The following is a 22,373-nucleotide window of genomic DNA, read 5'->3' as shown; positions in this document are numbered from 1 at the left end:
GTCGACCGAACGGCTTTCAGCCGCCGCCGGAGCGGGGCTCAGGCAATGTGCCTGTTACTTACCGGACTTGGCGCGCGACGCGGTGCGCGAGCGCTCCTTCTGGTCCAGGACGACCTTGCGGATGCGGACGGCCTCCGGGGTCACCTCGACGCACTCGTCGTCGCGGCAGAACTCCAGGGACTGCTCCAGGGAGAGCCTGCGGGGCGGCACCACGTTCTCGGTGTTGTCCGCGGAAGCCGCACGCATGTTGGTGAGCTTCTTCTCCTTGGTGATGTTCACGTCCATGTCGTCGGAGCGCGAGTTCTCACCGACGATCATGCCCTCGTACACCTCGGTGCCGGGCTCGGTGAACAGGACACCGCGCTCCTGGAGGTTGATCATCGCGAACGGCGTGACCGCACCGGCGCGGTCGGCGACCAGCGAACCGTTGTTACGGGTCACCAGCGGGCCGAACCACGGCTCGTGGCCCTCGTGGATCGAGTGGGCGATACCGGTACCGCGGGTGTTCGTGAGGAACTCCGTACGGAAGCCGATGAGACCGCGCGACGGGACGACGAACTCCATGCGGACCCAGCCGGAGCCGTGGTTCGACATGTTGTCCATGCGGCCCTTGCGGATGCCCATGAGCTGCGTGACGGCGCCCATGTGCTCCTCGGGCACGTCGATCGTCATGCGCTCGACGGGCTCGTGCACCTTGCCGTCGATCTCCTGGGTGACGACCTGCGGCTTGCCGATGGTCAGCTCGAAGCCCTCGCGGCGCATCTGCTCGACCAGGATGGCGAGCGCGAGCTCACCACGGCCCTGGACCTCCCAGGCGTCCGGGCGCTCGGTGTCGAGCACGCGGAGCGAGACGTTGCCGACCAGTTCGCGGTCCAGACGGTCCTTGACCTGGCGGGCGGTGACCTTGCGGTCCTTGACGGCGGACTTGGCGTCCGCGCCCTTGCCCGTGCCGCCGCGGCCGACGAGCGGCGAGGTGTTGGTGCCGATGGTCATGGAGATGGCCGGCTCGTCCACCGAGATCAGCGGCAGCGCGATCGGGTTCTCCGGGTCGGCCAGGGTCTCGCCGATCATGATCTCGGGGAAACCGGCCACCGCGCAGATGTCACCGGGGCCGGCGACCTCGGCCGGCTTGCGGGTGAGCGCCTCGGTCATCATCAGCTCGGTGATGCGGACGTTCGACATCGTGCCGTCACGCTTGATCCAGGCGACGGTCTGACCCTTGCGCAGCTCACCCTGTTCGACACGGACCAGGGCGATGCGGCCGAGGAAGTTGTCGGCGTCCAGGTTGGTGACGTGGGCCTGGAGCGGGGCCTCCTCGTCGTACACCGGGGCCGGGACGTGCTCCAGGATCGTGGAGAAGAACGGCTCCAGGCTGTCGCTGTCGGCGGGGACGGTGCCGTCCTCCGGCTTGGTCAGCGAGGCGATGCCGTCACGGCCACAGGCGTAGACGATCGGGAACTCGATCTGCTCCTCGGTCGCGTCCAGGTCCAGGAAGAGGTCGTACGTCTCGTTGACGACCTCGTCGATCCGGGAGTCCGGGCGGTCCGTCTTGTTGATGCAGAGGATGACCGGCATCTTCGCCTGGAGCGCCTTGCGGAGCACGAAGCGGGTCTGGGGCAGCGGACCCTCGGAGGCGTCCACCAGGAGGACGACGGCGTCCACCATCGACAGACCGCGCTCGACCTCGCCACCGAAGTCGGCGTGGCCGGGGGTGTCGATGATGTTGATCGTGATGGGCGCCCCGCCGTCCTTGGGGTGGTACTTCACCGCCGTGTTCTTGGCGAGGATCGTGATGCCCTTCTCACGCTCCAGGTCGTTCGAGTCCATCATGCGGTCGTCGAGGTGCTGGTGGGCGGCGAAGGCACCGGCCTGCTTGAGCATGGCATCGACGATGGTCGTCTTGCCATGGTCGACGTGGGCGACGATGGCGACGTTACGGATGTCGTGGCGCGTGGGCACTTCGGCGCTTCTCCCGGGATCGTGGATGGCGGCGCGTACGGTCCGGCACGCGAGCCTTGAGCCGGGCGGAAACCTGCCACGGCCTTACCCCATCGTACGTCGAATGGCGGGAACCGCATGCCGTGGGGTCTGTCAAGAGGCCGGACGACTGAGCGGGGCCGGGTGTGGAGTGGGGTGCCGCGGCCGTGGCAGTCGCCCGTGTGCACCTGGGATCGGCGCGGGTCAACGGGTATCCACGACCTTGCCCGCCGGGTGTCCGGCGGGCAAGGCAATTGAGTCACTTCTGAGCTTGTGACCCGCGGGTCAACCTGTCCGGCACCTCTTCGTCACCCATTCTTCCCCGGGTCTCCTCCGCTACTTCTTGCCGTTCTTCTCCGGGGCCGCGCCCGGCTTCTTCCAGCCGATGTCCTGGAAGCGGGGGGTGCCGAGGCCGAAGGCGCCCGCGTTCACCAGGTTCGGCTTGACCGCCACCAGCTGCGGGCGCTGGTAGAGCGGGATGGACCCGGCGGCGGCCCAGATCCGGGCATCCGCCTTGCGGATCAGCTCCCGGGACTGCTCCTCGTCCAGCTCCCCGAGCGCCTGGTCGAAGAGCTGGTCGATGTGGTCGGTGCCGACCCGGGTGTAGTTCTGCTCCACGAGCAGCGATCCGTCGGCGGCCGGCGCCGGCTTGGCGAAGATGGGCCGGGCGTCGGTGGCGGGGTAGGCCGTCGCGGGCCAGGAGTAGAGGGCCAGGTCGTACTGGCCCGAGGCGATGTGGTCCTTGAAGAAGCTCTCGTCGGCGACCTTGGTCACCTCGGTCTGGATGCCGACCTTCTGGAGCATCTGGGAGATCCGGTCCCCCACCGTCCGCAGCGCCTCCGAGCCGGGGCCCGAGGGAAGCACGAACCGCAAGGTCAGCGGCTTGCCGTCCTTGGCGAGCGGGGCGCCGGCCCGGTTCTGCTTGGCCGGGGCCGCCGGGGCGGGGCTGGCCTTCGCCGGCGCGGGGTCCTTGGCGTCGGCGCCGTCCTTGGCGTCCGCGCCCTCCTCGCCCGCGGCGCGCTTGGCGTCGTCGATGACCTTCGACGCCTGGGCCAGCAGCGCCCGCTCCTGCTGGACCGCGAGCGGGGCCGGGGCCAGCACCGGCGACGGCCGGCCCGCGGCGGCGCCCGGCGCGAAGCGGTCCGCGTCGACGATCTCCCCGTCCGGGGCGTACAGGCCCTCGGGCAGGGCCTCCTCGGCCGGGAGCATGCCCGCGCCGCGCAGGCCGCCGTGGGCCGGGTGGTCGCCGGGCTTGCCCGCCCGGGCGCGCCCGGCGCCCGCAGGCTTGTCGTCGCCGTTGCGGTCGTCCTGGCCGACGATGTAGAGGCCGTCGTTGCCGGTGCCGGGCCCCGAGGGGGTCTTGCCGTCGTCCTTCGCGGCCCCGTCCTCGCCTTCGGGGCCCGCCTTGGCGCCCGACGGCTCCTTGATCTTGCCGCCCCGGTGCCAGCCCGCGTCCGCCAGCAGCGCCTGGGCGGCCTGGGTGTCCTGGCCGCCGATGGCGTCGCTGTTGTCGGCGTACGCGCGCTGCCCGGCCAGCGCCAGGTGGCTGCCGACGGGCTCGGCGGGCAGGCCGAGCGGCTTCAGTACGGTCTCCGCGAGGGCCTTGCGGTCGATGGCCCGGGCGACCGCGCGCCGGACCCGCTCGTCGGAGAGGGGCCCGGAGGCCCCGTTCATGGCCAGCTGGGTGTAGGCGGGCTCCAGGGACTTGCGGACGGTGAAGGCGCGCAGGGCCGCCTGCTCGTCGGCGTACTTCTTGGCCGCGTCCGCGTTCCTGGCCCGGGTGTCCTGCTCCTCCCGGGCCCGGTTCTCGTCGGCGCCGTAGGCCAGCGCCCAGGACAGGGTGGCCTCCGCGGCCGTCACCGAGGCGCCGGGCCCGTGCGCGCCGCCCGCGTGGCCCGCGTCCCGCTGGGCGAGCGCGATCCGGTCGGCGCCGGCCCGGTCCACTTCGGCCATGTCGAGCCGGCCCGCGGCGAGGGCGGCCGGGCGCTCGGAGCGGGGCACGGCGGTCAGCACGAGGCTGTCCAGCTTGGCCGGCCGGCCCCACCAGCGGGCGTTGCGGGTCAGCGCCGCGGTGCCGGTCTGCTTGTCGATGGCGCCGAGGTTGAAGGGTCCGGCGGTGACCTTGAGGGCGCCGCGGGCCCCCTCGTTGAAGGCCTCGGGGGTGCCGGTGACCTGCTTCGGGTAGAGCGGGCTGAACAGCGAGCGCCAGTCGGTGTACGGCTTGGCGAAGGTGACCTTGACCTCCAGGTCGGTCTTGCCGCGCTCGATCTTCTCGATCCGGTCGTAGCCCGCGTTGCGCGCGGTCCAGTACGCCGAGTCCTTGCCGTTAAGGGCCCGCCACTGGGCGACGAAGTCGGCGGCGCCGATCTCCCGGCCGTCGCTCCACACCGCCTGCTGGTTCAGCTTGTAAAGGACGACCTGCTTGGGCTCCCGCTCGACGATCTCCGCCTTCTCCAGGTAGTCGGGATCGGCCACGGGCCGCCCCTTCTCGTCGAGCGTGAACAGCTGCGGCAGCACCGCCCCGGCGATCCGCACGGTGGTGCCGTCGGCGTCGGCCTGGAAGGTGTTCAGGGTCTCCGGCAAGGTGTCCACGGCCCAGCGCAGCACACCACCGTCGGCGACCCGGTCGCGGGCCGTCGTGGCGATGTCCTGGCCGGCGGCGACCGGACCGCCCTCGTCTTCACCCGCGCCGCAGCCCGCGAGCAGCGGCAGTGCGAGGACTCCCGAGGTCAGGAGCGCCAAGGACCTGCGCCTTCTCTGGGTCATGGGTGGTACCTCCGGGGCGGGGCGTGGGGTGAGCCTGAGCGGAAAGCTTGATCATTTGGCGGTATATGGAGCTGATCACACTGCGTGCGAGACCCACTGAAATCGACGCCCCGCCGGGTGCCCCGCAGGGGACCCGCGCCACGCCGCGAACCCCACCCGTGCGGACCAATCCGGCTTGCGGCACGGGCCGCTTCCCGGCCGCGGCCGGAGGGGCGTTCGCCCGTACGAGGGATGAGAATGGGGGCAGGGAGGGGCGCACACATCGCGCCTGCGCGCCCGCAATCGCTGCACGTCCCTTCACAACCGGGGAGCGGAAGCGCGACACTCGCAGGCGCCCAGGAGCATTGCCAGCGCACGCGCGGAAGTGAGGGCACCTCATGTCCCTGCAAGACGATTTGACCGCCGTACGACGGAACCTGAACGAGCTGGTCCGCTCCGTCGAGCGGCTGGAGCAGGACGTCGCCCGCCAGGCCCCGGCCGCCTCCCGGCCCGGCAAGGAGGGCATGGTCACCGTCCCGGACACCCCGTACGACAGCACGCTGTGGACGGACTCCGACGACGAGGGCCTCGGCGCCCGCGACCGCCGGGCCCCCTGACCCGGCAGACTCCCCCGCACACCCACACCCCGTCCGACCCGGCCGCGCAGCGCGCGGCCGGGTCCGCCGGGCCACCCCTCATCACTCCACCCGGAGTCCCCCTTGGCCACAGGCACCGACCTGCCCCCATCCCACCGGCCTCCTCGGTCCGGCGTCCACGGACCCGCCCGGGCCGCCATCGCGGCCCGTCACCTGCGCACGGACCGGTGGTGGCTCTCGCCCGCCGGCACCGCGGCCGGACTGCTCGCCTTCATCGCGTACTCGACCTGGCGGGCCTTCGCGAACGCCGACTACTACGCGGCGCCCTACGTCTCGCCCTTCTACTCGCCCTGTCTGGCGGAGAACTGCCGGACCATGCGCGGCGGCCCCAACCTGGACCTGTTCGGCAGCTGGTGGGGCCTGTCCCCCGCCCTGCTGATCCTGGTCTTCCCGCTCGGCTTCCGGCTGACCTGCTACTACTACCGCAAGGCCTACTACCGGGGCTTCTGGGCCTCGCCGCCCGCCTGCGCGGTCGCCGAGCCGCACACCGCGTACACGGGCGAGACCCGGTTCCCGCTGATCCTGCAGAACCTGCACCGGTACTTCTTCTACGCGGCGCTGCCGGTCGCGGGGATCCTCACGTACGACACCGTGCTGACGTTCCGCAACGACCGCTACGAGTGGGGCCACATGGGCGTCGGCACGCTGCTGTTCCTCGTGAACATCGTGCTGATCTGGGCCTACACGCTCTCCTGCCACTCCTGCCGGCACATCATCGGCGGCCGCCTCAAGCACTTCTCCAAGCACCCCGTCCGCTACCGCCTGTGGGGCTGGGTGAGCCGGCTCAACGCCCGCCACATGCAGCTGGCGTGGGCCTCGCTGATCAGCGTCGCCCTGTGCGATCTGTACGTCTACCTGGTGGCCAGCGGCGCCTTCACCGACCCGAGGATCTTCTGACATGGCTCAAGTCGACCGGCAGCAGTGGGACGTGGTCGTGGTCGGCGCGGGCGGCGCCGGGCTGCGGGCCGCGATCGAGGCCCGCGAACGGGGTGCCCGTACGGCCGTGATCTGCAAGTCCCTCTTCGGCAAGGCCCACACGGTGATGGCGGAGGGCGGGATCGCCGCCTCCATGGGCAACGTCAACGAGGGCGACAACTGGCAGGTCCACTTCCGCGACACCATGCGCGGGGGGAAGTTCCTCAACCAGTGGCGCATGGCGGAACTGCACGCGAAGGAGGCGCCCGACCGGGTCTGGGAGCTGGAGACCTGGGGCGCCCTGTTCGACCGGACGCCCGAGGGGAAGATCTCGCAGCGCAACTTCGGCGGCCACGAGTACCCGCGCCTCGCCCACGTCGGGGACCGGACCGGCCTGGAGCTGATCCGCACCCTCCAGCAGAAGATCGTGGCGCTCCAGCAGGAGGACTTCAAGGAGTACGGGGACTACGAGGCCCGGCTCAAGGTCTTCCAGGAGTGCACGGTGACCCGGGTGTTGAAGGACGGGCAGAGGGTCTCGGGGACCTTCTGCTACGAGCGCGAGACGGGCCGGTTCTTCGTGCTGGAGGCCCCGGCGGTGGTGCTGGCGACGGGCGGGATCGGCAAGTCCTTCAAGACGACCTCCAACTCCTGGGAGTACACCGGCGACGGCCACGCGCTGGCCCTGCTCGCCGGGGCCCCGCTGCTGAACATGGAGTTCGTGCAGTTCCACCCCACCGGCATGGTCTGGCCGCCCTCGGTGAAGGGCATCCTCGTCACCGAGTCGGTGCGCGGCGACGGCGGGGTGCTGCGCAACAGCGAGGGCAAGCGGTTCATGTTCGACTACGTCCCGGACGTGTTCAAGGAGAAGTACGCGCAGTCCGAGGAGGAGGGCGACCGCTGGTACGAGGACCCGGACCACAACCGGCGCCCGCCCGAACTGCTGCCGCGCGACGAGGTGGCCCGGGCCATCAACTCCGAGGTCAAGGCCGGGCGCGGGTCCCCGCACGGCGGGGTCTTCCTGGACGTGTCCACGCGGATGCCCGCCGAGACCATCAAGCGGCGGCTGCCCTCGATGTACCACCAGTTCAAGGAGCTGGCGGACGTGGACATCACCGCGGAGGCGATGGAGGTCGGCCCGACCTGCCACTACGTGATGGGCGGGATCGCGGTCGAGTCGGACACCGCCGCCACCCCCGGGGTACCGGGGCTGTTCGCCGCCGGTGAGGTCGCGGGCGGTATGCACGGCTCGAACCGGCTCGGCGGGAACTCCCTCTCCGACCTGCTGGTGTTCGGCCGGCGGGCGGGGCTGCACGCGGCGCAGTACGCCTCCGGCCACGGCGCGCCCCCGGCCGTCTCGCAGGCGGAGGTCGACGCGGCGGCCGCCGAGGCGCTGGTCCCCTTCCAGGCCGCCGAGGGCGCGGAGAACCCGTACACCCTCCACCAGGAGCTCCAGACGACGATGAACGACCTGGTCGGCATCATCCGCCGGGAGGGCGAGATGGCCGAGGCGCTGGAGCGGCTCCGCGGGCTGCGGGCGCGGGCCGCGCGGGCCGGGGTCGAGGGCCACCGCCAGTTCAACCCGGGCTGGCACCTGGCGCTGGACCTGCGGAACATGCTGCTGGTCAGCGAGTGCGTGGCGCGGGCCGCCCTGGAGCGCACGGAGAGCCGGGGCGGCCACACGCGCGAGGACCGCCCCTCGATGGAGCGGGACTGGCGGCCGGTGAACCTGCTGTGCCGGCTCGTGGAACCGCGGCCCGGGGACGGGCCGGCCGCGGACCGGATCCGCCTGGAGCGGACCCGTACCGAACCCATTCGCCCTGACCTGCTGGCCCTCTTCGAGAAGGAAGAGCTGGCCAAGTACCTCGCCGAAGAGGAGCTCTACGAGTGACTACCTACGACGCCCGGTTCCGGATCTGGCGGGGCGACGCGGACGGCGGGGAGCTGCGTGACTTCACCGTCGAAGTGAACGACGGCGAGGTGGTGCTGGACATCGTCCACCGCCTCCAGGCCACGCAGGCCTCGGACCTCGCCGTCCGCTGGAACTGCAAGGCGGGCAAGTGCGGCTCGTGCAGCGCGGAGGTCAACGGCCGGCCGCGGCTGATGTGCATGACCCGCATGTCCACCTTCTCGCGGGAAGAGACCATCACCGTGACCCCGCTGCGGGCGTTCCCGGTGGTCCGCGACCTGGTGACGGACGTGTCCTTCAACTACGCCAAGGCGCGGGAGGTGCCGGCCTTCGTGCCGCCGCCCGGGGTCGCCGCGGGTGCGTACCGGATGCAGCAGGTGGACGTGGAACGCTCGCAGGAGTTCCGCAAGTGCATCGAGTGCTTCCTGTGCCAGGACACCTGCCACGTGGTGCGCGACCACGAGGAGAACAAGAGCGCCTTCGCCGGTCCGCGGTTCCTGATGCGGGTGGCGGAGCTGGACATGCACCCGCTGGACGCGGCCGCCGGGGAGGGCCTGGACCGCAAGCGCACCGCCCAGGAGGAACACGGACTGGGCTACTGCAACATCACCAAGTGCTGTACGGAGGTCTGCCCCGAGGGCATCAAGATCACCGACAACGCGCTGATCCCGTTGAAGGAGCGGGTGGTGGACCGCACGTACGACCCGCTGGTGTGGCTGGGGAACAAGATCGGCAGGCGTTCGCAGCCCTAGCACCCCGGCTGTTCACATCGCAGCCACGATGCCCCCTGGGGAACGTCATCGACGTGAGTCAGGGGGCACGTCCGGTGCGGGTGGGGGATCGACCGGCGGACAGGTCCCGCACGGACCGGCGGCCCGGGCTCCGGCGGCCCGGGCCGGTGGGCAACCGCCCGGACCGCGCGGCTACCCGTACATGCCGAGCAGCTGCTCCGCCGACAGCTCCGTCACCGGTTCCGCGGCCGCGCCCGGCAGCGGGAGTTCGAACCAGACGGTCTTGCCCCGGTGGGTCCGCCGCGTGCCCCACCCGGCGGACAGCAGCCCGACCAGCTGGAGTCCGCGGCCGCCCTCGTCGGTGTCGCGCGCCCGGCGCCGGCGCGGCTGGGCGAGGTTCGCGTCCCACACCTCGCACACCAGGGTGCGGTCGAGCAGCAGCCGCAGCCGGATCTCGCCCTCCCCGTACCGCAGGGCGTTGGTCACCAGCTCGCTGACCAGCAGCTCGGTGGTGTCCAGCAGCTCCTCCAGGCCCCACGCCGGCAGCTTCGCCCGCGCCAGTTCCCGCGCGCGCCCCACCGACCGGGCCTCGCGCGGCAGCTGCCAGTCCCCGACCGCGTCCACCGGAAGCCCTTGGACGCGTGCCATCAGCAGCGCTATGTCGTCCTCGCCGTGCCGGGTCTCCAGGGTGTTCAGCACGTGGTCGCAGACCTCCTCCAGCGGGCGCGCCGGGTCGGCCAGCGCCTTGCGCAGCCCGCTCAGGCCCTCCTCCAGCGGATGGTCGCGCGATTCGACGAGCCCGTCGGTGTACAGGGCGAGCAGGGCCCCCTCCGGCAGGTCGACCTCCACCTCCTCGAACGGCTCGCCGCCCACGCCGAGCGGCATCCCCGGCGGCACCTCCAGCAGCAGCCCGGGGCGCGGCGGGGCGCCCTCCTCGGCGGGTTCGACGAGGACCGGCGGCATGTGGCCGGCGTTGGCGATGGTGCAGCGCCGGGTCACCGGGTCGTAGACGGCGTAGACGCAGGTGGCGAGGTACACCTCCGAGCGGTCGGCGTCCCGCGAGTGCAGCGCCGCCCGCGACGCCTGCTGTGCGCCTCCCGGGGCGCCGAGGCCGCGGGCGACCTCGTCCAGCGCGGTGAGCACCTCGGCCGGTTCGAGGTCCAGCAGGGCCAGCGTCCGTACGGCAGTGCGCAGTTCGCCCATCGCGACGGCGGCGCGCAGCCCCCGGCCCATCACGTCCCCGACGACCAGCGCCGTGCGGTGCCCGGGCAGTTCGATGACGTCGAACCAGTCGCCGCCCACCTCGGTCGCCGCGTTCCCCGGCAGGTAGCGGCAGGCGATGTCCAGGCCGGCCGCCTCGGGGTCCCCCGGGGGCAGCAGGCTCCGCTGGAGGATCAGCGCCCGCTCGTGCTCGCGCCGGTAGAGGCGGGCGTTGTCGATGCACACGGCGGCCCGGGCGGCGAGTTCCACCGCGACCGCCCGGTCGCGTTCCCCGAACGGCTCGCTGCCCTTCGCGCGGGAGAACTGCGCGAGCCCCACCACCGTGTCGTGGGCGACCATCGGCACGACCAGCGTCGACTGCACGAGGTCCTCGGAACCCCCGCCCTCGACGAGGCGGGGCCGGGCCGTCCGCAGCGCGAGGGCGCCCGGCGATCCGGCCGGGTAGCGGTGGATCTCGCCCACGGAGACGGGCGCACCCGGCCCGGCCGGCGGGGCGTCGGACACCGCGGAGGCGAAGGCCACCCGCCGCAGCGGCGCGGACGGCGCGCGCCCGGACCCCTGCCCGGGCAGGGCCGGCAGCTCCCGGCGCCGGCCCTGCGGCCGGGCGGGCCGGTCGTCGTCGCCGAGCAGCAGTCCCTGGTAGAGGTCGACGGAGGCCAGGTCGCAGAAGCCGGGGACGGTGACGTCGAGGAGTTCGCGGGCGGTGGTCTCCAGGTCGAGGGAGTTCCCGATCCGGTGCCCGGCCTCGTTGAGGAGGGCGAGGTTGCGCCGGACCCCGGCCGCCTCGCGGGCCGCGAGGTGGCGGCGGGTGACGTCGATGCCGATCCCGGCGATGCCGATGGGGCTGCCGGTGCCGTCGTGCACCCGGTAGAGGTTGATCGACCAGTGCCGGTCCTCCCGGCTGCGCGGGGTGGCGCCGGTGATCCGCAGGTCGTTGACGGACTCCCCGGTCTCCAGCACCCGGCGCAGGGCCTCGGTCATCCGGTCGGCCTCCTGCGCCGGGAGGTAGTGGTGGACCGTGCGGCCCCGGTGCTCCTCCACGGCGCCGCCGAAGACCGTCGCGAACCGGCGGTTGGCCCGCTGCACGGTGAGGTCCGTACCGAACAGCAGGAAGCCGAAGGGAGATTGACCGAATATGGCCTGCGAAGCAGCGAGATCGGATTCGATCCGGCGCAGCGCGCGTACGTCGACGACGACGCACAGGGCGGCCCGTCGGCCCGTCTCCGTCCGGGTGGGCATCACGTAGATCTCCGCCACCCCGTGCGCCCCGTTCCCGCCGGGGATGCGGAAGGGGATCAGGCCCGTCCACTCCTCGCCGTCGAGGATCTCCGCGACCTTGCGGTGACCGCCGGCGCGCAGTTCGGGCGGCATGAACGCGTCGACCGGGTCGCGTCCCACCGCCTGGGCGGCGGTCAGGCCGAAGAGTTCCTCGGCACGCAGGCTCCACTGGTCGATGAGGCCGTCCGGCCCGATCGAGAAAGAGGCGACTTTTATGTAGTCGTATATCGAGCCAGGCGGGCTGCTGTGCCACAGGGAGTCATGCCACGCCTCCCCGCGCACGCGGGCCTGATGTGCCTGTGCAGGTATCTCGCTCACGCGACCGTCCCCTCCAGCTCACCGCAACCGGACCGGCCATGACCGAAGTATTCAGCACCACGGCCCGGGACGGCACGGCGTTCACGATCACAAAAAGGTCCCGTTGTTTTGAGCCATTCTGGATGGTGGTCGGCCACCCTTCTCCTTGTTACTCACCAGGAAGTGCCAACTCGAACCACACAGTCTTGCCCGACTTCCCGTGCCGGGTCCCCCAGCGCTGCGCCGAGACGGCCAGCAGGTGCAGGCCCCGGCCGCCCTCGTCGTCCGGGTCGGCGACCCGCTCGCGGGGCGGATCCGGAAGCGGATCGGAAACCTCCACGAGAAGCGCCGGACCCGACACGGTATCCCCTGCGGCGGAATCGCGCCGCTCCAGACGGACCCCGATGGGGCCGGAGGCGTAGCGCAGGGAGTTGGTCACCAGCTCGCTGACCAGCAGAACGGTCACGTCACCCACGGAATCCAGGCCCCAGGCGCGGAGCTTTCCGCGCACGGCGTGGCGAGCGGTGCGGACGGCACCGGGCTCGGCGGGGAAGGCCCACTCGGCGCACTCACCGTCTGTGTCGATCACGCCGATCACTTCCCGGGCCGCGGCGACCCCAGTCGGGTTCAGCAGGGACGTTTCGGAGACGAGATACGGATTAATAGCGACATACCCGATATCTGATGCGTCGTACCACACCATCCCTCACCCACCGGCGCACTGTGGCGCAGACGGCCTACACCGCGAGCCGCCACGCGCCCCCCTTCCTCTTTTGGGGCTCGGTTCGGCTCCGGCGCGCTACGAGCCTGACTCAGAGCGGCCACGTGCTCATACCGCTCGTACCTCGCGGTCTTCCGCGCGAGGCCCCTCTTCTCCCCCAGCTTCCGGCCGGGAGGTGCGCCCACAGGCGCGCCCCTTCGCCTCACTCGCCCGTGCCGACTTCTAGCAGGGGAAGGGCAGGGGCTTCATTCAGCGGGTTCGAAGGGCGCTTACTCGCGGTTCAGGAGGGCGAGGCGGCGGCCGGCTTCGGTGACCGCGGGGCGGTCCTGGTCGAGCCAGTCCACCGAGTCCAGTTCGTCCGGGCCCAGCCAGCGCAGTTCGTCGTGGTCCTCCAGCGGCGCCGGGACTCCCGACACCAGCCGGGCCGTCCACACGTGCAGGACCAGGCCCGGCCGTACCGGCCACTCACCGGGGATCCGCTCCAGCGCCTCGGTCTCCACGCCCAGTTCCTCGCGCAGTTCGCGCACCAGTGCCTCGGGGACCGACTCCCCCGGTTCGGTCTTCCCGCCCGGGAGTTCCCACCGGCCGGCCACCTCGGGCGGCGCACTGCGCCGGGCGGCCAGCAGCCGCCCGTCATGACAAAGGGCTCCGCCCACGACCACGCGTACAGTCATGGGCGGAGCCTATGCCAGCGCGCCGGCAGCCCCGGCGCCCGGTTCTTCGATCAGTGCGTTGATCAGTTCGTCGTCGCGGTCTGGGTGTCCTGACCGACCCGCTCGACCCAGTAGAGCTGCTTGTGTCCCCGGTCGTCGAGACTGTCGGCGACCTTCTGGGCCTCGGCCCGGGTGGCGTAGCGGCCCACCCGGTAGCGGTTGCCGTTGTCGTCCTGACGTATGACCAGCCATGAGAGCGGGGCACCGCTGTCGTTCATCGCGTTTCACCCTCCGCCGATATGCCTGCCCGGGAAACCGCATTGCGCATATGCCCGAGCTTACGCCCGACCTTTACTGAGCGGATACGGTTTTTCACGAAGAGGCACCTGGCAGGCGTACGCATCCGGCCACGCGTACGAACACACCGCGCGTGCACCGGCGCACATCCAGTACCGCGCGTTCACACGGCGCACCGTCCGGCGGGGGTCACCCGGCGCACCACCCGCGCCGGATCACCGCACCGGCAGGTGGTACGCCAGCCGGTAGCGGTCCGCCGGCACCACCACATCGGCGGTCTCGACGGCCAGCCCGGAGGCGTAGTAGGTGCGGCTCACCACCAGGACCACGTGTCCCGGCACTCCGCCCAACAGCGCGATCTCCTCCGCCAGACCCGGCCGGGCGCCGACCTCCTCCACCACGTTGTCCACGACCACGTCGATCGCGGCCATCCGTTCCACCACGCCGGAGCCGCCCAGCGGCCCCTCCTCCGGCAGCATCACCGGGGTGCGGCCGGTCACGGCCAGCGGCTCCCAGGAAGTGGAGAGCATCATGGCCTCCCCCGCGTCGCGGAAGACGTAGCGCGTCCGCATGACCCTGTCCCCCGGGGCGACGCCCAGCCGTTTGGCGATCTCCGCCGGGGCGTCGGCCTGTTCGCTGTTCGACTCCCACGTACCGCGCGCCCCCGCGTCCGCCTGTTCCTGGCGGAACGGCGTGGACGGCCCGCCCGTCCGGTAGCCGGAGCGGGCCACCCGTCGCGGCACGGGCTGCTCCCGTACGTACGTGCCGGAACCGGAGCGGCCCTCCACCAGGCCCTCCGCCATCAGGACCTTGCGGGCCTCCAGCGCCACGGTGTCGGACACCCCGTACTCCTCGCGGATCCGGGCCTGCGAGGGGAGCCGGGCGTGCGGGGGCAGGGACCCATCGACGATCTTCTGCCGCAGATCCCCGGCGACGCGCAGATAGGCCGGCTGCTCACCGAAAGTCACTGGCCACTCCCATCAGGTTGACAGACAGCTACACCCTGGCAACCCATGGTTGTACGCCGCAAGCAGAGGCCAGAGTTTCACCCGAAGTGATGAAGCCTGGTCACTCAAACCCGTTACCGCGCGTTACGCACCGACGCGCCCTCACACCCGCTCGGTCGAGGGACCCTTCCCGGAACCACCGCCCGCATCCTCCGGGACGGACCGCAGCCAGAGCGGAACGTCCGTCGACAGCCCGTACGCCCCGCGCAGCGCCTTTTCCGTGTCGACCGTGACCCCGTCCAGAGCCCGGTCCCAGGCCTCCTGGAACTGGCCGGGGGTCGTGGCCGCGGCCGCCCGCCGCCACTGCTTGCGCGCCGCCTCGACCTCCCTGAGCCGGGCCGCCGCCGGAGCGGCTGCCGCCGGGCGCGCCACGGGGGCCGTCTCCAGCATCCGCGCCTCGCCGCCCAGCGCCGCTTCGACCTCCCGCGCCCACGTCCGGTACTCCGCGAGCGCGCCGTCGACGTCCGCCTCCGGCTCGCGCCCGATCGCCCGGTCGGCCCCGTTCATCGCCCGCAGGAACGTCACCTGATCCGGCCTCAGGGTCGCCTCGTCATGGCGCAGGCTGCCCCGGTGCTCCTTGGTGGAGGTGCCTATGACGCACACCAGCCGCCGGTCCCCGACGTGCCACGCCTGCACCGAGGGCGCGAAGTAGTACATCTCGGCGTAGTCGGGCAGCGCCCAGCTGTCCATGGCGAACTCGTCCTGCCACTTCCAGCAGGTGTCCGTCGCGGCCCTCTTGAGGCGCTCCGCCCCCGGGAACGGCCCGTCCTCCATGATCTCCACGAACGTCACCTCCGCGTGGTGCACGCCCGCGCACTGCGTCGCGTAGACCGGGGCGCGCTCGGCCAGGAGGTCACCGCCGGGAACGTTGAAGCAGGCGCCGGACTGCAGTTGGTCCAGATCCGTCAGCCGGCCCTCGACGTGCCGGGCGGTGCGCGCCGAGCCGAGGCGCTGGAGGAAGGGGTCGGCGTACCGGCCCGTGGCGTACAGCAGGGCCGCCGTCATCGCCAGGGACACCACCAGGCCCACCACGGCCAGTGCCCTGCCGCGGTCGCCCTTCCGCGCGATCTGCACCAGCGCGACGACGGCGAGGACGATGCCCAGCGGCGGCAGGCAGAGCAGTCCGACCGGCAGCGAGGCGGCGGCGAAGCCGTTGAGCGCGGGCGGCAGCGGGGTCACGGGCGAGCCCCACGCGGACGGCGGGGGCCAGTGCCGGCCCGGGCCGGCGGGAGGGGGCGGCAGGGGCGGAGTGGTCACGAGGTGCGGTGCTCCATCACAAGGGCGCGCGGGGCGCGAGGGCGCGGGGCGCGGACGATTGCGCGCATCGTACGAGGCGGAGGCGACCGGTCCGCCGGTCGGCCCCCGTTTTCACGGTCCGGCCGCGCCGGCGCGCGGGACCAGCGTCAGGACGGCCCGGAACGGCCCGCCTTGAGCCCGGCGGCCGCGTAACATCCGTGTATGGCGCAGGAACTCCCCGGTTACATCTGCCCCGAAGACGGCACACGGTCGCAAGCGGCGACCGCGCGGTGGTGCTGCCCCGCGTGCGGCGGCCCCTGGGACCTCGACTTCGTACCGGACCCGGCGGTGGCGCTGGAACCGGCGGCCGGTCCTGCCTCCTTGTGGCGGTACGCACCGGTGCTGCCGTTGCAGGGGGAGGTCCCGGTCTCGCTCGGCGAGGGACTCACCCCGCTGGTGCCGCTGACGGAGCGGATCCACGCCAAGCTCGACTTCCTGATGCCGACGCTGTCCTTCAAGGACCGGGGCGCGGTGATGCTGGTGGAGCTGGCCCGGAGGCTGGGCCCGGAGCGGGTGGTCGCGGACAGCAGCGGCAACGCGGGGACGGCGTTCGCGGCGTACTGCGCGCGGGCCGGGCTGAACTGCGAGGTCTTCGTGCCGGAGGGCACCTCGGAGCAGAAGACCGGGCGGATGCGGGCGCACGGGGCGGCGGTCCGGGTGGTACCCGGCGGGCGCGAGGCGGCGGCCCGGGCGGCCCGGGCGGCCGCCGACGAGCCGGGGGTCTTCTACGCGAGCCACGTCTTCAACCCGTACTTCCTGCACGGGACGAAGACGTACGTGTACGAGATCTGGGAGGCACTCGGGGGAAGGCTGCCCGAGGTGCTGGTGGTTCCGGTGGGCAACGGCACGCTGCTGCTGGGCGCGGCCCTGGCGGTGGAGGAGCTGTCCCGGCGCGGCGTACGGCCGCCCGCGCTGATCGGGGTACAGGCGGAGGCGGTGGCCCCGCTGGCGACGGCGTTCGCGGCGGGCGCCGACGACGCGGGGCCCGTGGTGCAGCGGCCGACCCTGGCGGAGGGCATCGCGATCCCGGCCCCGCCGCGGGCCCGGCAGATCCTGGCGGCGGTCCGCAAGTCGGGCGGTGCCATCGTGACGGTGCCGGACGACCGCCTCCGTGCGGCCCGCGCGGACCTGGCCCGACGCGGCCTCTCGGTCGAACCGACGGCGGCGGCCTGCTGGGCGGCGGTCTCCCCCGCCTCCCCCGCCGACCCCCTGCAAGACCGCACGGCGGCCCTCCCCCTGTGCGGCGCGAACCACACCGGCCCCGCGGGCGTTTGAGGCGCCCGTTCAGCCCGCCGGCGTCTGAGGCGTCCTTCCGGCCCCGCGGGCGTTTGAGGCGCGGGACGCGGGGCGGAGGCCCCGCAGAGGCCGGCGCAGCCGGGGCCGCGCAGCGCAACCGGGCCGCACCCGGACTGCCCTCCCCACGACCCCGTCGGAAAATGGCCAGCCCCCACCCCCCACCCTCTGCTGGACTGACCCCATGACCACCGCCAACGCCAACGCCAACGCAACCGCCACCGCAACCCGCGCCCGCACCTTCACCGCCCTGCACACCCCCGCCTCCCCCCTCGCCCTCGCCAACGCCTGGGACGTCGCCAGCGCCCGCCTCGTCGAGGCGGCCGGGGCCCCCGCCGTCGCCACCACCAGCGCCGGCGTCGCCTGGTCGCTCGGCTCGCCCGACGGCGACGCCCTGGCCCGCGCCCGCGCGCTCGACCTCGTCGCCCGCGTGGTCGCCGCCGTCTCCGTGCCCGTCACCGCCGACATCGAGGGCGGCTTCGCCACCGACCCCGCCGGCGTCGGCGAGACCGTCACCGCCGTCCTGGCCGCCGGCGCGGCCGGGATCAACATCGAAGACGGCAACCGCGCCCCCGCCGACCACGCCGACCGCATCACCGCCGCCCGAGCCGCCGCCGACGCCGCCGGGATCCCGCTCTACATCAACGCCCGCGTCGACACGTACCTCTTCGGCCTCGGCGAACCGCACACCCGCCTCGACGAGACCCTCGCCCGCGCCGCGGCCTACCTGCGGGCCGGGGCCTCCGGCATCTTCGTGCCCGGGGTCACCGACCCCGCCACCGTCGCGGAGCTCGCCAAGGGCATCGACGCCCCGCTCAACGTCCTCGTCGGTCCCGGTGCCCCGACCGTCGCCGAGCTCGGCGCCCTCGGCGCGGCCCGCGTCAGCCTCGGGTCCGCGGTGGCGGAGGCCGCGTACGCCGTCGTACGCCGCGCCACCGAGGAGCTGCTCACCGCCGGCAGCTACGACGCCCTCTCCGGCGGCCTGCCGTACGGAGAGCTGAACGGCCTGCTGGGGGGCTGACGGCCCGCGAAGGCCGGTCCGGAGACCCTCACCGTAGGCTCCCGTGATGCGCACATCGAAGATCTCCGGCTCCGTATGGGTCGCCCTCGGCCTGGTCTACGTCCTGTGGGGCTCGACCTACCTCGGCATCCGCGTCGTCGTGCGGACGATGCCGCCGTTCCTCTCGGCCGGGGCCCGGTTCGTCACGGCCGGGCTCCTGCTGGCCGGCATCGTCGCCTGGCGCTTCGGCCCGTCCGCGCTCCGCGTCACCCGCGCGCAGCTCGGCTCGGCGGTGCTGGTGGGTCTGCTGCTGATCCTCGGCGGCAACGGCCTGGTGGTGCTCGGCGAGACCTCGATCCCCTCCGGCCTCGCGGCCCTGCTCGTCGCCGCCGTGCCGATGTGGCTCGTGCTGCTCCGGGCGGCCACCGGGGACCGGCCGCCGGCCCGCACCGTGGCCGGCGTACTGCTGGGGCTGGCCGGTCTGGCCGTGCTGACCAGCCCCGGGGTCGGTGGCGACGTAGCCCTGTCGGGGGTGCTGCTGGTGCTGGCCGCCTCGGTGCTGTGGGCGCTCGGCTCGTTCTCCGCCTCGAAGCTGCCGCTGCCCGCCAATCCGTTCGCGGGCAGCGCGTACCAGATGCTCGCGGGCGGGATCGGCGGGATCCTCACCGGCCTCGCCCGGGGCGAGCAGCACGGTCTGCGTCCGGCGGAGTTCTCCACCGCCTCGTGGCTGGCGCTGGGTTACCTCGTGCTGTTCGGCTCGCTCGTCGCCTTCACCGCGTACGTGTGGCTGCTGCGCTCGGCGCCGCTGTCGCTGGTGTCCACGTACGCCTACGTCAATCCGGTCGTCGCCGTCGCGCTGGGCTGGCTGATCCTGGCCGAGCCGCTGACCTGGCCGATCGTGACCGGCGGCGCGATCGTCGTGGCGGGGGTGGGCCTGATCGTCAGCACCGAGCGGGGCTGAGGGGCGCAGGCCCGGTTCAGCCGCGCGCGGCCCGCTCGTACAGCGCCTTCGCCCGTTCGTCGTACAGGGCGGCCGTGGAGTCCACGTCCGTGTCGCCGCCGCTGAGCACCCCGATCAGCCGGCCCGGCCGGCCCGGGCCGCCCCGGTCGGCGATCCAGGGGCTCCCGCTGGTCCCCGTCCAGAAGCCCGAGCAGCTGATGTACAGCATGGCGGGGTCGTCCTCGTCGTGCCGGGTCTGGGTCGTGCAGGAGACCGGCTTGTTCTGCGGGTTGCGGTCGGACTCGGGGTAGCCGACGACGGTGACCTCCCGCTCGTACCCGGAGGTCCAGTCGGGCTTCGGCGCCTCGTCGCGGCCGACGCGGTCCTGCACGCTGCGGCCGTCCTCGTCGGGCTCGACGGTGAGGAAGGCGAAGTCGGCGGTTTCGTCGCCCCACTTCGTCCAGCGGTCGTCCACGTGGACGGACCGGACCTTCCACAGCCCGAGCGGCCGGGTGCCCGAGCCCTCGCCGGAGAAGGCCGGAGCGAAGGCGAGCTCGCCGACGGCCTGGCCGTCGTGGGCGGCCTCGCCCGGCTGTCCGTCCTCGCCGGCGGGGGCCACGCAGTGCGCGGCGGTGGCGACGACGTTGCCCTTGGGGCTGTCGACGACGCTGGCCGTGCACCAGTGCTCCCCGTTGGCCATCAGGACTCCGACGGTGGGGAAGGGGTGCACCGCCCGGTCGCCCGTCGCCTCCACGAACGCGACGCCGAACACCGCCGCGATCCCGGCGGCGGCCAGCGCACCGATGACGGCGCGTCCCTTCACCGGCGGGCTCACGGCACGTCGGGGTCGGGGGTCGGCCCGAGCATCACCTTGCTGATCCACTCCAAGGAACCCTCCCTCATGCCCCGCACGTAGGACTTGCCATTGTGCTCGCCATCCTGGATCACCTGGAGCCGGGTGTGCACGGGGCCCTTCCCGTACTCCCTCATGAAGCCCTCGGCCAGGTCGCGGCCGCTCTCCTTGGTGCCGATCTGGAAGCTGACGTAGACGTCCGGGCCGCCCGCTTCGATCAGCTTGGCGGCCAGCTTCTCCGGGTTGTTCGCGTCCATCTCCCTCTGGTGGCCCTTCCACAGCGGGGAGTCGGGGACGATGTCCACACCGCTCGCGATCACGGCCTTGAACCGGTCGGGGTATTTGAGGACGTGCTTGAAGGCGCCGAAGCCGCCCGAGGAGGAGCCCATGAAGGCCCAGCCGTCGCGGGAGGTGAAGGTGCGGAAATTGGCCTTGGCGAAATCGGGGACGTCATCGGCCATCCAGGTGCCCATCTTGGGCCGGCCGGGGATGTCCGAGCCGTCGAAGTGGTGCTTGGTGTCGGCGTTGATCACCGGCATGACCAGGATGAACGGCAGGCTGGTGCCGGCCTTCGCGCCGTCGGCCACGGCCTGCTGGAGCCCGAGGCCGGGGCCGGTCCCCCAGTAGTTGGTGGGGTAGCCGCGGCCGCCGGGCAGCGAGATCAGGACCGGGAAGGCGCTCTTGGCGTACCTCGGCTCGTCGTACTCCTTCGGCACCCACACCCATACGTCACCGGTGAAGCCGGACTTCGCCCCGGTCAGGGTGGTCCTGGCGATCTGGGTGCCGTCGGGCAGCCGGGCGGCGCGGACGAACGCGGCCCTCGGGCCCGTGGGCATGCGGACGCCCCGGGGCATCTCCACGGCGGCCGCGGCGGTCTCCTGGGTCTTGCCGAAGGCGACCGGTTCGCCGACGCCCGAGAAGAAGCCGGTCTCGTACGCGGCCGCGCCGCCCCCGGCGGCGAGGGCGAGGGCGAGGCCGCCGCTGAGGAGGATCAGACGGCGGCGGCCGGTGGTCTTGGTCGTCGGGCTGCCGTCGCCTTGCTGGTCTTGCTGCACGGATCGTTGTCCCGTTCCTTCTCCGGCGCCCTGCGCGAGCGCGGGTCGGACCGATTGGTCCCCCTTACACCCCTTACAGAGGTGTGAACGACGCTATGGGTTGCCTGGGACGGGTGCGACGTGGTGAGAGCCACGCGGGGGACGGGCGCCCCCGCGCGACGGCGGGCCCACGTGGTGCCCGGCGTACGGGTCGGCGTACCGGCCCGGGGACCGGACCGTCGGCCGTTCGCGCACGCCGGGGGCGGTGCGGCGGCTCGTCAGCCGGCGGCGGGCACGGGGCCCTTCAGCACCTTGCTGATCCACTCCAGGGAACTTTCCTTCATCCCCCGGACGTAATGCCAGCCGTTGTGTTCACCGTTCTGGATGTCGTGGATGGTCGTCTTGACGGGGCCGGTGCCGTACTCGCGCTGGAACTTGAGCATCCGGTCCTTGCCGGTCTCCTTCGTACCGACCTGGAAGTTGATGTAGACGTCCGGGCCCTTGCCGTCGATCAGCCTCTTGGCGAGCTTTTCCGGGTTGTTCTCGTCCATCTCGGTCTGGTGGCCCTTCCAGAGCGGGGAGTCGGGAACGATCTCACCGCCACTGGCGATCACGGCCTTGAACCGGTCCGGGTGCTGGAGGACCTGCTTCATGCCGACGAAGCCGCCCGAGGAGGAGCCCATGAAGGCCCAGCCGTCACGGGACTTGTACGTACGGAAGTTGGCGCGGGTGAAGTCCGGGACGTCCTCGGCGAGCCAGGTGCCCATCTTGGGCCGGCCGGGGATGTCCGAGCCGTCGTAGTAGTACTTGTTGTCCGGGTTGAGCACCGGCATGATCAGGATGAACGGCAGGCTGGTCCCGGCCGCGACGCCTTCCTCGACGGCCTTCTGGAGGCCGAGGCTGCGGTCGGACCAGTAGTTGGCCGGGAAGCCGTTGCCTCCGGGCAGCGAGATCAGGACCGGGAAGGCGCTCTTGGCGTACTTCGGGTCGCTGTACTCCTTGGGCGTCCAGACCCAGACGTCGCCTTCGAAGCCGGATTTGGCGCCGGCGAGGCGCGTCTTGGCGATGACGGTGCCGTCGTCCAGCTTGGCGGTCTGCTTGAAGTCGGACCGCGGGCCGGTCTCCATGAGGACGTCCGGGTCCCCGGTGGGCCGCGGCGGGGCCGACGGGGCCCGCTGCTCCGGGCTCCGCGGCGCCTTCGCGTCGGCGGTCGGGGCGGTCTTGCCGAAGGAGACGGCCCGGCCGTTGCCGGAGAACCACTCGGCCTTCCAGGCGGCGAAGCCGCCGCCCCCGGCGATCAGCGCGACCGCGAGGCCGGCGCTGGTCCACATCGCGCGACGGGACCGCCTGGGCGCGCGGCCGCCGGTCGTCTCGTGGGGCCGCGGGCCCTGCGGGTGCTGAGGCACGGACTTCGCTCCGAACGCTGAACGGGGTGGGTGGGGCATCGGGCATCCCGATTACTGACCCACTAGTGCTGATGTACGAATCCTGCCGGGAGTTCCCGAACCGGCCAAAAAAGCCGCGGACCCGCCCCGGCCGGGCCCGGATCGGGG

The 22,373-nt window shown here is 72.4% G+C and carries 18 protein-coding genes; 7 read left to right on the top strand and 11 right to left on the bottom strand.

All coding sequences use genetic code 11. The annotated features are described in order from the left end of the window. Window positions 1–54 precede the first annotated feature (54 nt). The gene (gene typA, locus ACWGH1_RS27845; RefSeq protein ID WP_453353969.1) at window positions 55–1,959 is read right to left on the bottom strand and encodes a translational GTPase TypA; all 1,905 of its coding nucleotides are present in this window, start codon (window positions 1,957–1,959) and stop codon (window positions 55–57) included. 354 nt (window positions 1,960–2,313) lie between these two features. Beyond that, window positions 2,314–4,743, bottom strand: a complete 2,430-nt coding sequence (locus ACWGH1_RS27840) for an ABC transporter family substrate-binding protein (RefSeq protein WP_453409100.1) — start codon at window positions 4,741–4,743, stop codon at window positions 2,314–2,316. A gap of 377 nt (window positions 4,744–5,120) precedes the next feature. Between ACWGH1_RS27840 and ACWGH1_RS27835 the strand changes: the two genes are divergently transcribed. The 4 genes from ACWGH1_RS27835 to ACWGH1_RS27820 all read left to right on the top strand — a co-directional run bounded on the left by ACWGH1_RS27835 (window position 5,121) and on the right by ACWGH1_RS27820 (window position 8,951). Then, window positions 5,121–5,339, top strand: coding sequence for a hypothetical protein (locus tag ACWGH1_RS27835; RefSeq protein ID WP_453357661.1), 219 nt, complete (start codon window positions 5,121–5,123; stop codon window positions 5,337–5,339). 102 nt (window positions 5,340–5,441) lie between these two features. Then, on the top strand, window positions 5,442–6,275 hold the full coding sequence (locus tag ACWGH1_RS27830) for a hypothetical protein (RefSeq protein ID WP_453353528.1): 834 nt from the start codon (window positions 5,442–5,444) through the stop codon (window positions 6,273–6,275). Between the two features lies 1 nt (window position 6,276). Then, window positions 6,277–8,181 (top strand): fumarate reductase/succinate dehydrogenase flavoprotein subunit, encoded by a 1,905-nt coding sequence (locus tag ACWGH1_RS27825; RefSeq protein ID WP_453353525.1) that lies wholly within the window; start codon window positions 6,277–6,279, stop codon window positions 8,179–8,181. Next, window positions 8,178–8,951, top strand: coding sequence for a succinate dehydrogenase/fumarate reductase iron-sulfur subunit (locus ACWGH1_RS27820; protein WP_453353524.1), 774 nt, complete (start codon window positions 8,178–8,180; stop codon window positions 8,949–8,951). Before ACWGH1_RS27825 ends, ACWGH1_RS27820 begins: the two co-directional genes overlap by 4 nt. A 171-nt stretch (window positions 8,952–9,122) precedes the next feature. Here the strand turns inward: ACWGH1_RS27820 and ACWGH1_RS27815 are convergent, their stop codons facing one another. From ACWGH1_RS27815 to ACWGH1_RS27790, 6 genes are all read right to left on the bottom strand, one after another. Continuing rightward, window positions 9,123–11,738 carry a SpoIIE family protein phosphatase gene (locus tag ACWGH1_RS27815; protein WP_453353527.1) on the bottom strand — a complete coding sequence of 872 codons (2,616 nt, stop codon included), beginning with the start codon at window positions 11,736–11,738 and terminating at the stop codon, window positions 9,123–9,125. Between the two features lie 157 nt (window positions 11,739–11,895). After that, window positions 11,896–12,324 carry an ATP-binding protein gene (locus tag ACWGH1_RS27810; protein ID WP_453353526.1) on the bottom strand — a complete coding sequence of 143 codons (429 nt, stop codon included), beginning with the start codon at window positions 12,322–12,324 and terminating at the stop codon, window positions 11,896–11,898. 392 nt (window positions 12,325–12,716) lie between these two features. Further along, entirely contained in the window at window positions 12,717–13,121 is a 405-nt protein-coding gene (locus ACWGH1_RS27805) for a (deoxy)nucleoside triphosphate pyrophosphohydrolase (RefSeq protein WP_453353523.1), read from the bottom strand. 62 nt (window positions 13,122–13,183) lie between these two features. Further along, window positions 13,184–13,378 carry an SPOR domain-containing protein gene (locus ACWGH1_RS27800; RefSeq protein WP_453353522.1) on the bottom strand — a complete coding sequence of 65 codons (195 nt, stop codon included), beginning with the start codon at window positions 13,376–13,378 and terminating at the stop codon, window positions 13,184–13,186. A 234-nt stretch (window positions 13,379–13,612) separates the two neighbouring features. Beyond that, on the bottom strand, window positions 13,613–14,365 hold the full coding sequence (locus ACWGH1_RS27795) for a GntR family transcriptional regulator (RefSeq protein ID WP_453353521.1): 753 nt from the start codon (window positions 14,363–14,365) through the stop codon (window positions 13,613–13,615). 141 nt (window positions 14,366–14,506) lie between these two features. Next, window positions 14,507–15,661, bottom strand: coding sequence for a DUF4190 domain-containing protein (locus ACWGH1_RS27790; protein ID WP_453353520.1), 1,155 nt, complete (start codon window positions 15,659–15,661; stop codon window positions 14,507–14,509). A gap of 201 nt (window positions 15,662–15,862) precedes the next feature. On the opposite strand from ACWGH1_RS27790, the gene ACWGH1_RS27785 reads away from it, so the two are divergent. From ACWGH1_RS27785 to ACWGH1_RS27775, 3 genes are all read left to right on the top strand, one after another. After that, window positions 15,863–16,975: a pyridoxal-phosphate dependent enzyme gene (locus tag ACWGH1_RS27785; protein WP_453353519.1), complete on the top strand. Its 1,113-nt coding sequence runs from the start codon at window positions 15,863–15,865 to the stop codon at window positions 16,973–16,975. A gap of 202 nt (window positions 16,976–17,177) precedes the next feature. Further along, a complete protein-coding gene (locus ACWGH1_RS27780; protein WP_453355841.1) occupies window positions 17,178–18,014 on the top strand; it encodes an isocitrate lyase/PEP mutase family protein in 837 nt (278 codons plus the stop codon). Between the two features lie 46 nt (window positions 18,015–18,060). After that, on the top strand, window positions 18,061–18,954 hold the full coding sequence (locus ACWGH1_RS27775) for an EamA family transporter (protein ID WP_453355842.1): 894 nt from the start codon (window positions 18,061–18,063) through the stop codon (window positions 18,952–18,954). A gap of 16 nt (window positions 18,955–18,970) precedes the next feature. Here the strand turns inward: ACWGH1_RS27775 and ACWGH1_RS27770 are convergent, their stop codons facing one another. The 3 genes from ACWGH1_RS27770 to ACWGH1_RS27760 form a co-directional block, all read right to left on the bottom strand. Continuing rightward, window positions 18,971–19,756, bottom strand: a complete 786-nt coding sequence (locus ACWGH1_RS27770; RefSeq protein ID WP_453409099.1) for a trypsin-like serine peptidase — start codon at window positions 19,754–19,756, stop codon at window positions 18,971–18,973. 8 nt (window positions 19,757–19,764) lie between these two features. After that, on the bottom strand, window positions 19,765–20,841 hold the full coding sequence (locus tag ACWGH1_RS27765) for an alpha/beta hydrolase (RefSeq protein ID WP_453355844.1): 1,077 nt from the start codon (window positions 20,839–20,841) through the stop codon (window positions 19,765–19,767). A 257-nt stretch (window positions 20,842–21,098) separates the two neighbouring features. Continuing rightward, a complete protein-coding gene (locus tag ACWGH1_RS27760; protein WP_453355845.1) occupies window positions 21,099–22,151 on the bottom strand; it encodes an alpha/beta hydrolase in 1,053 nt (350 codons plus the stop codon). Window positions 22,152–22,373 lie beyond the last annotated feature (222 nt).

Source organism: Streptomyces sp. NPDC054883 (genome assembly GCF_053610645.1).
Note: the sequence above shows the minus strand (reverse complement) of the source record. Positions and strands in the feature narration are given on the sequence as shown.

Excerpts from the sequence above, each read along its gene's own strand:
- ACWGH1_RS27840 (WP_453409100.1), bottom strand. The coding sequence starts at position 4,743 with ATGACCCAGAGAAGGCGCAGGTCCTTGGCGCTCCTGACCTCGGGAGTC.
- ACWGH1_RS27835 (WP_453357661.1), top strand. The coding sequence starts at position 5,121 with ATGTCCCTGCAAGACGATTTGACCGCCGTACGACGGAACCTGAACGAG.
- ACWGH1_RS27825 (WP_453353525.1), top strand. The coding sequence starts at position 6,277 with ATGGCTCAAGTCGACCGGCAGCAGTGGGACGTGGTCGTGGTCGGCGCG.
- ACWGH1_RS27805 (WP_453353523.1), bottom strand. The coding sequence starts at position 13,121 with ATGACTGTACGCGTGGTCGTGGGCGGAGCCCTTTGTCATGACGGGCGG.
- ACWGH1_RS27800 (WP_453353522.1), bottom strand. The coding sequence starts at position 13,378 with ATGAACGACAGCGGTGCCCCGCTCTCATGGCTGGTCATACGTCAGGAC.
- ACWGH1_RS27785 (WP_453353519.1), top strand. The coding sequence starts at position 15,863 with ATGGCGCAGGAACTCCCCGGTTACATCTGCCCCGAAGACGGCACACGG.
- ACWGH1_RS27780 (WP_453355841.1), top strand. The coding sequence starts at position 17,178 with ATGACCACCGCCAACGCCAACGCCAACGCAACCGCCACCGCAACCCGC.
- ACWGH1_RS27775 (WP_453355842.1), top strand. The coding sequence starts at position 18,061 with ATGCGCACATCGAAGATCTCCGGCTCCGTATGGGTCGCCCTCGGCCTG.
- ACWGH1_RS27760 (WP_453355845.1), bottom strand. The coding sequence starts at position 22,151 with ATGTGGACCAGCGCCGGCCTCGCGGTCGCGCTGATCGCCGGGGGCGGC.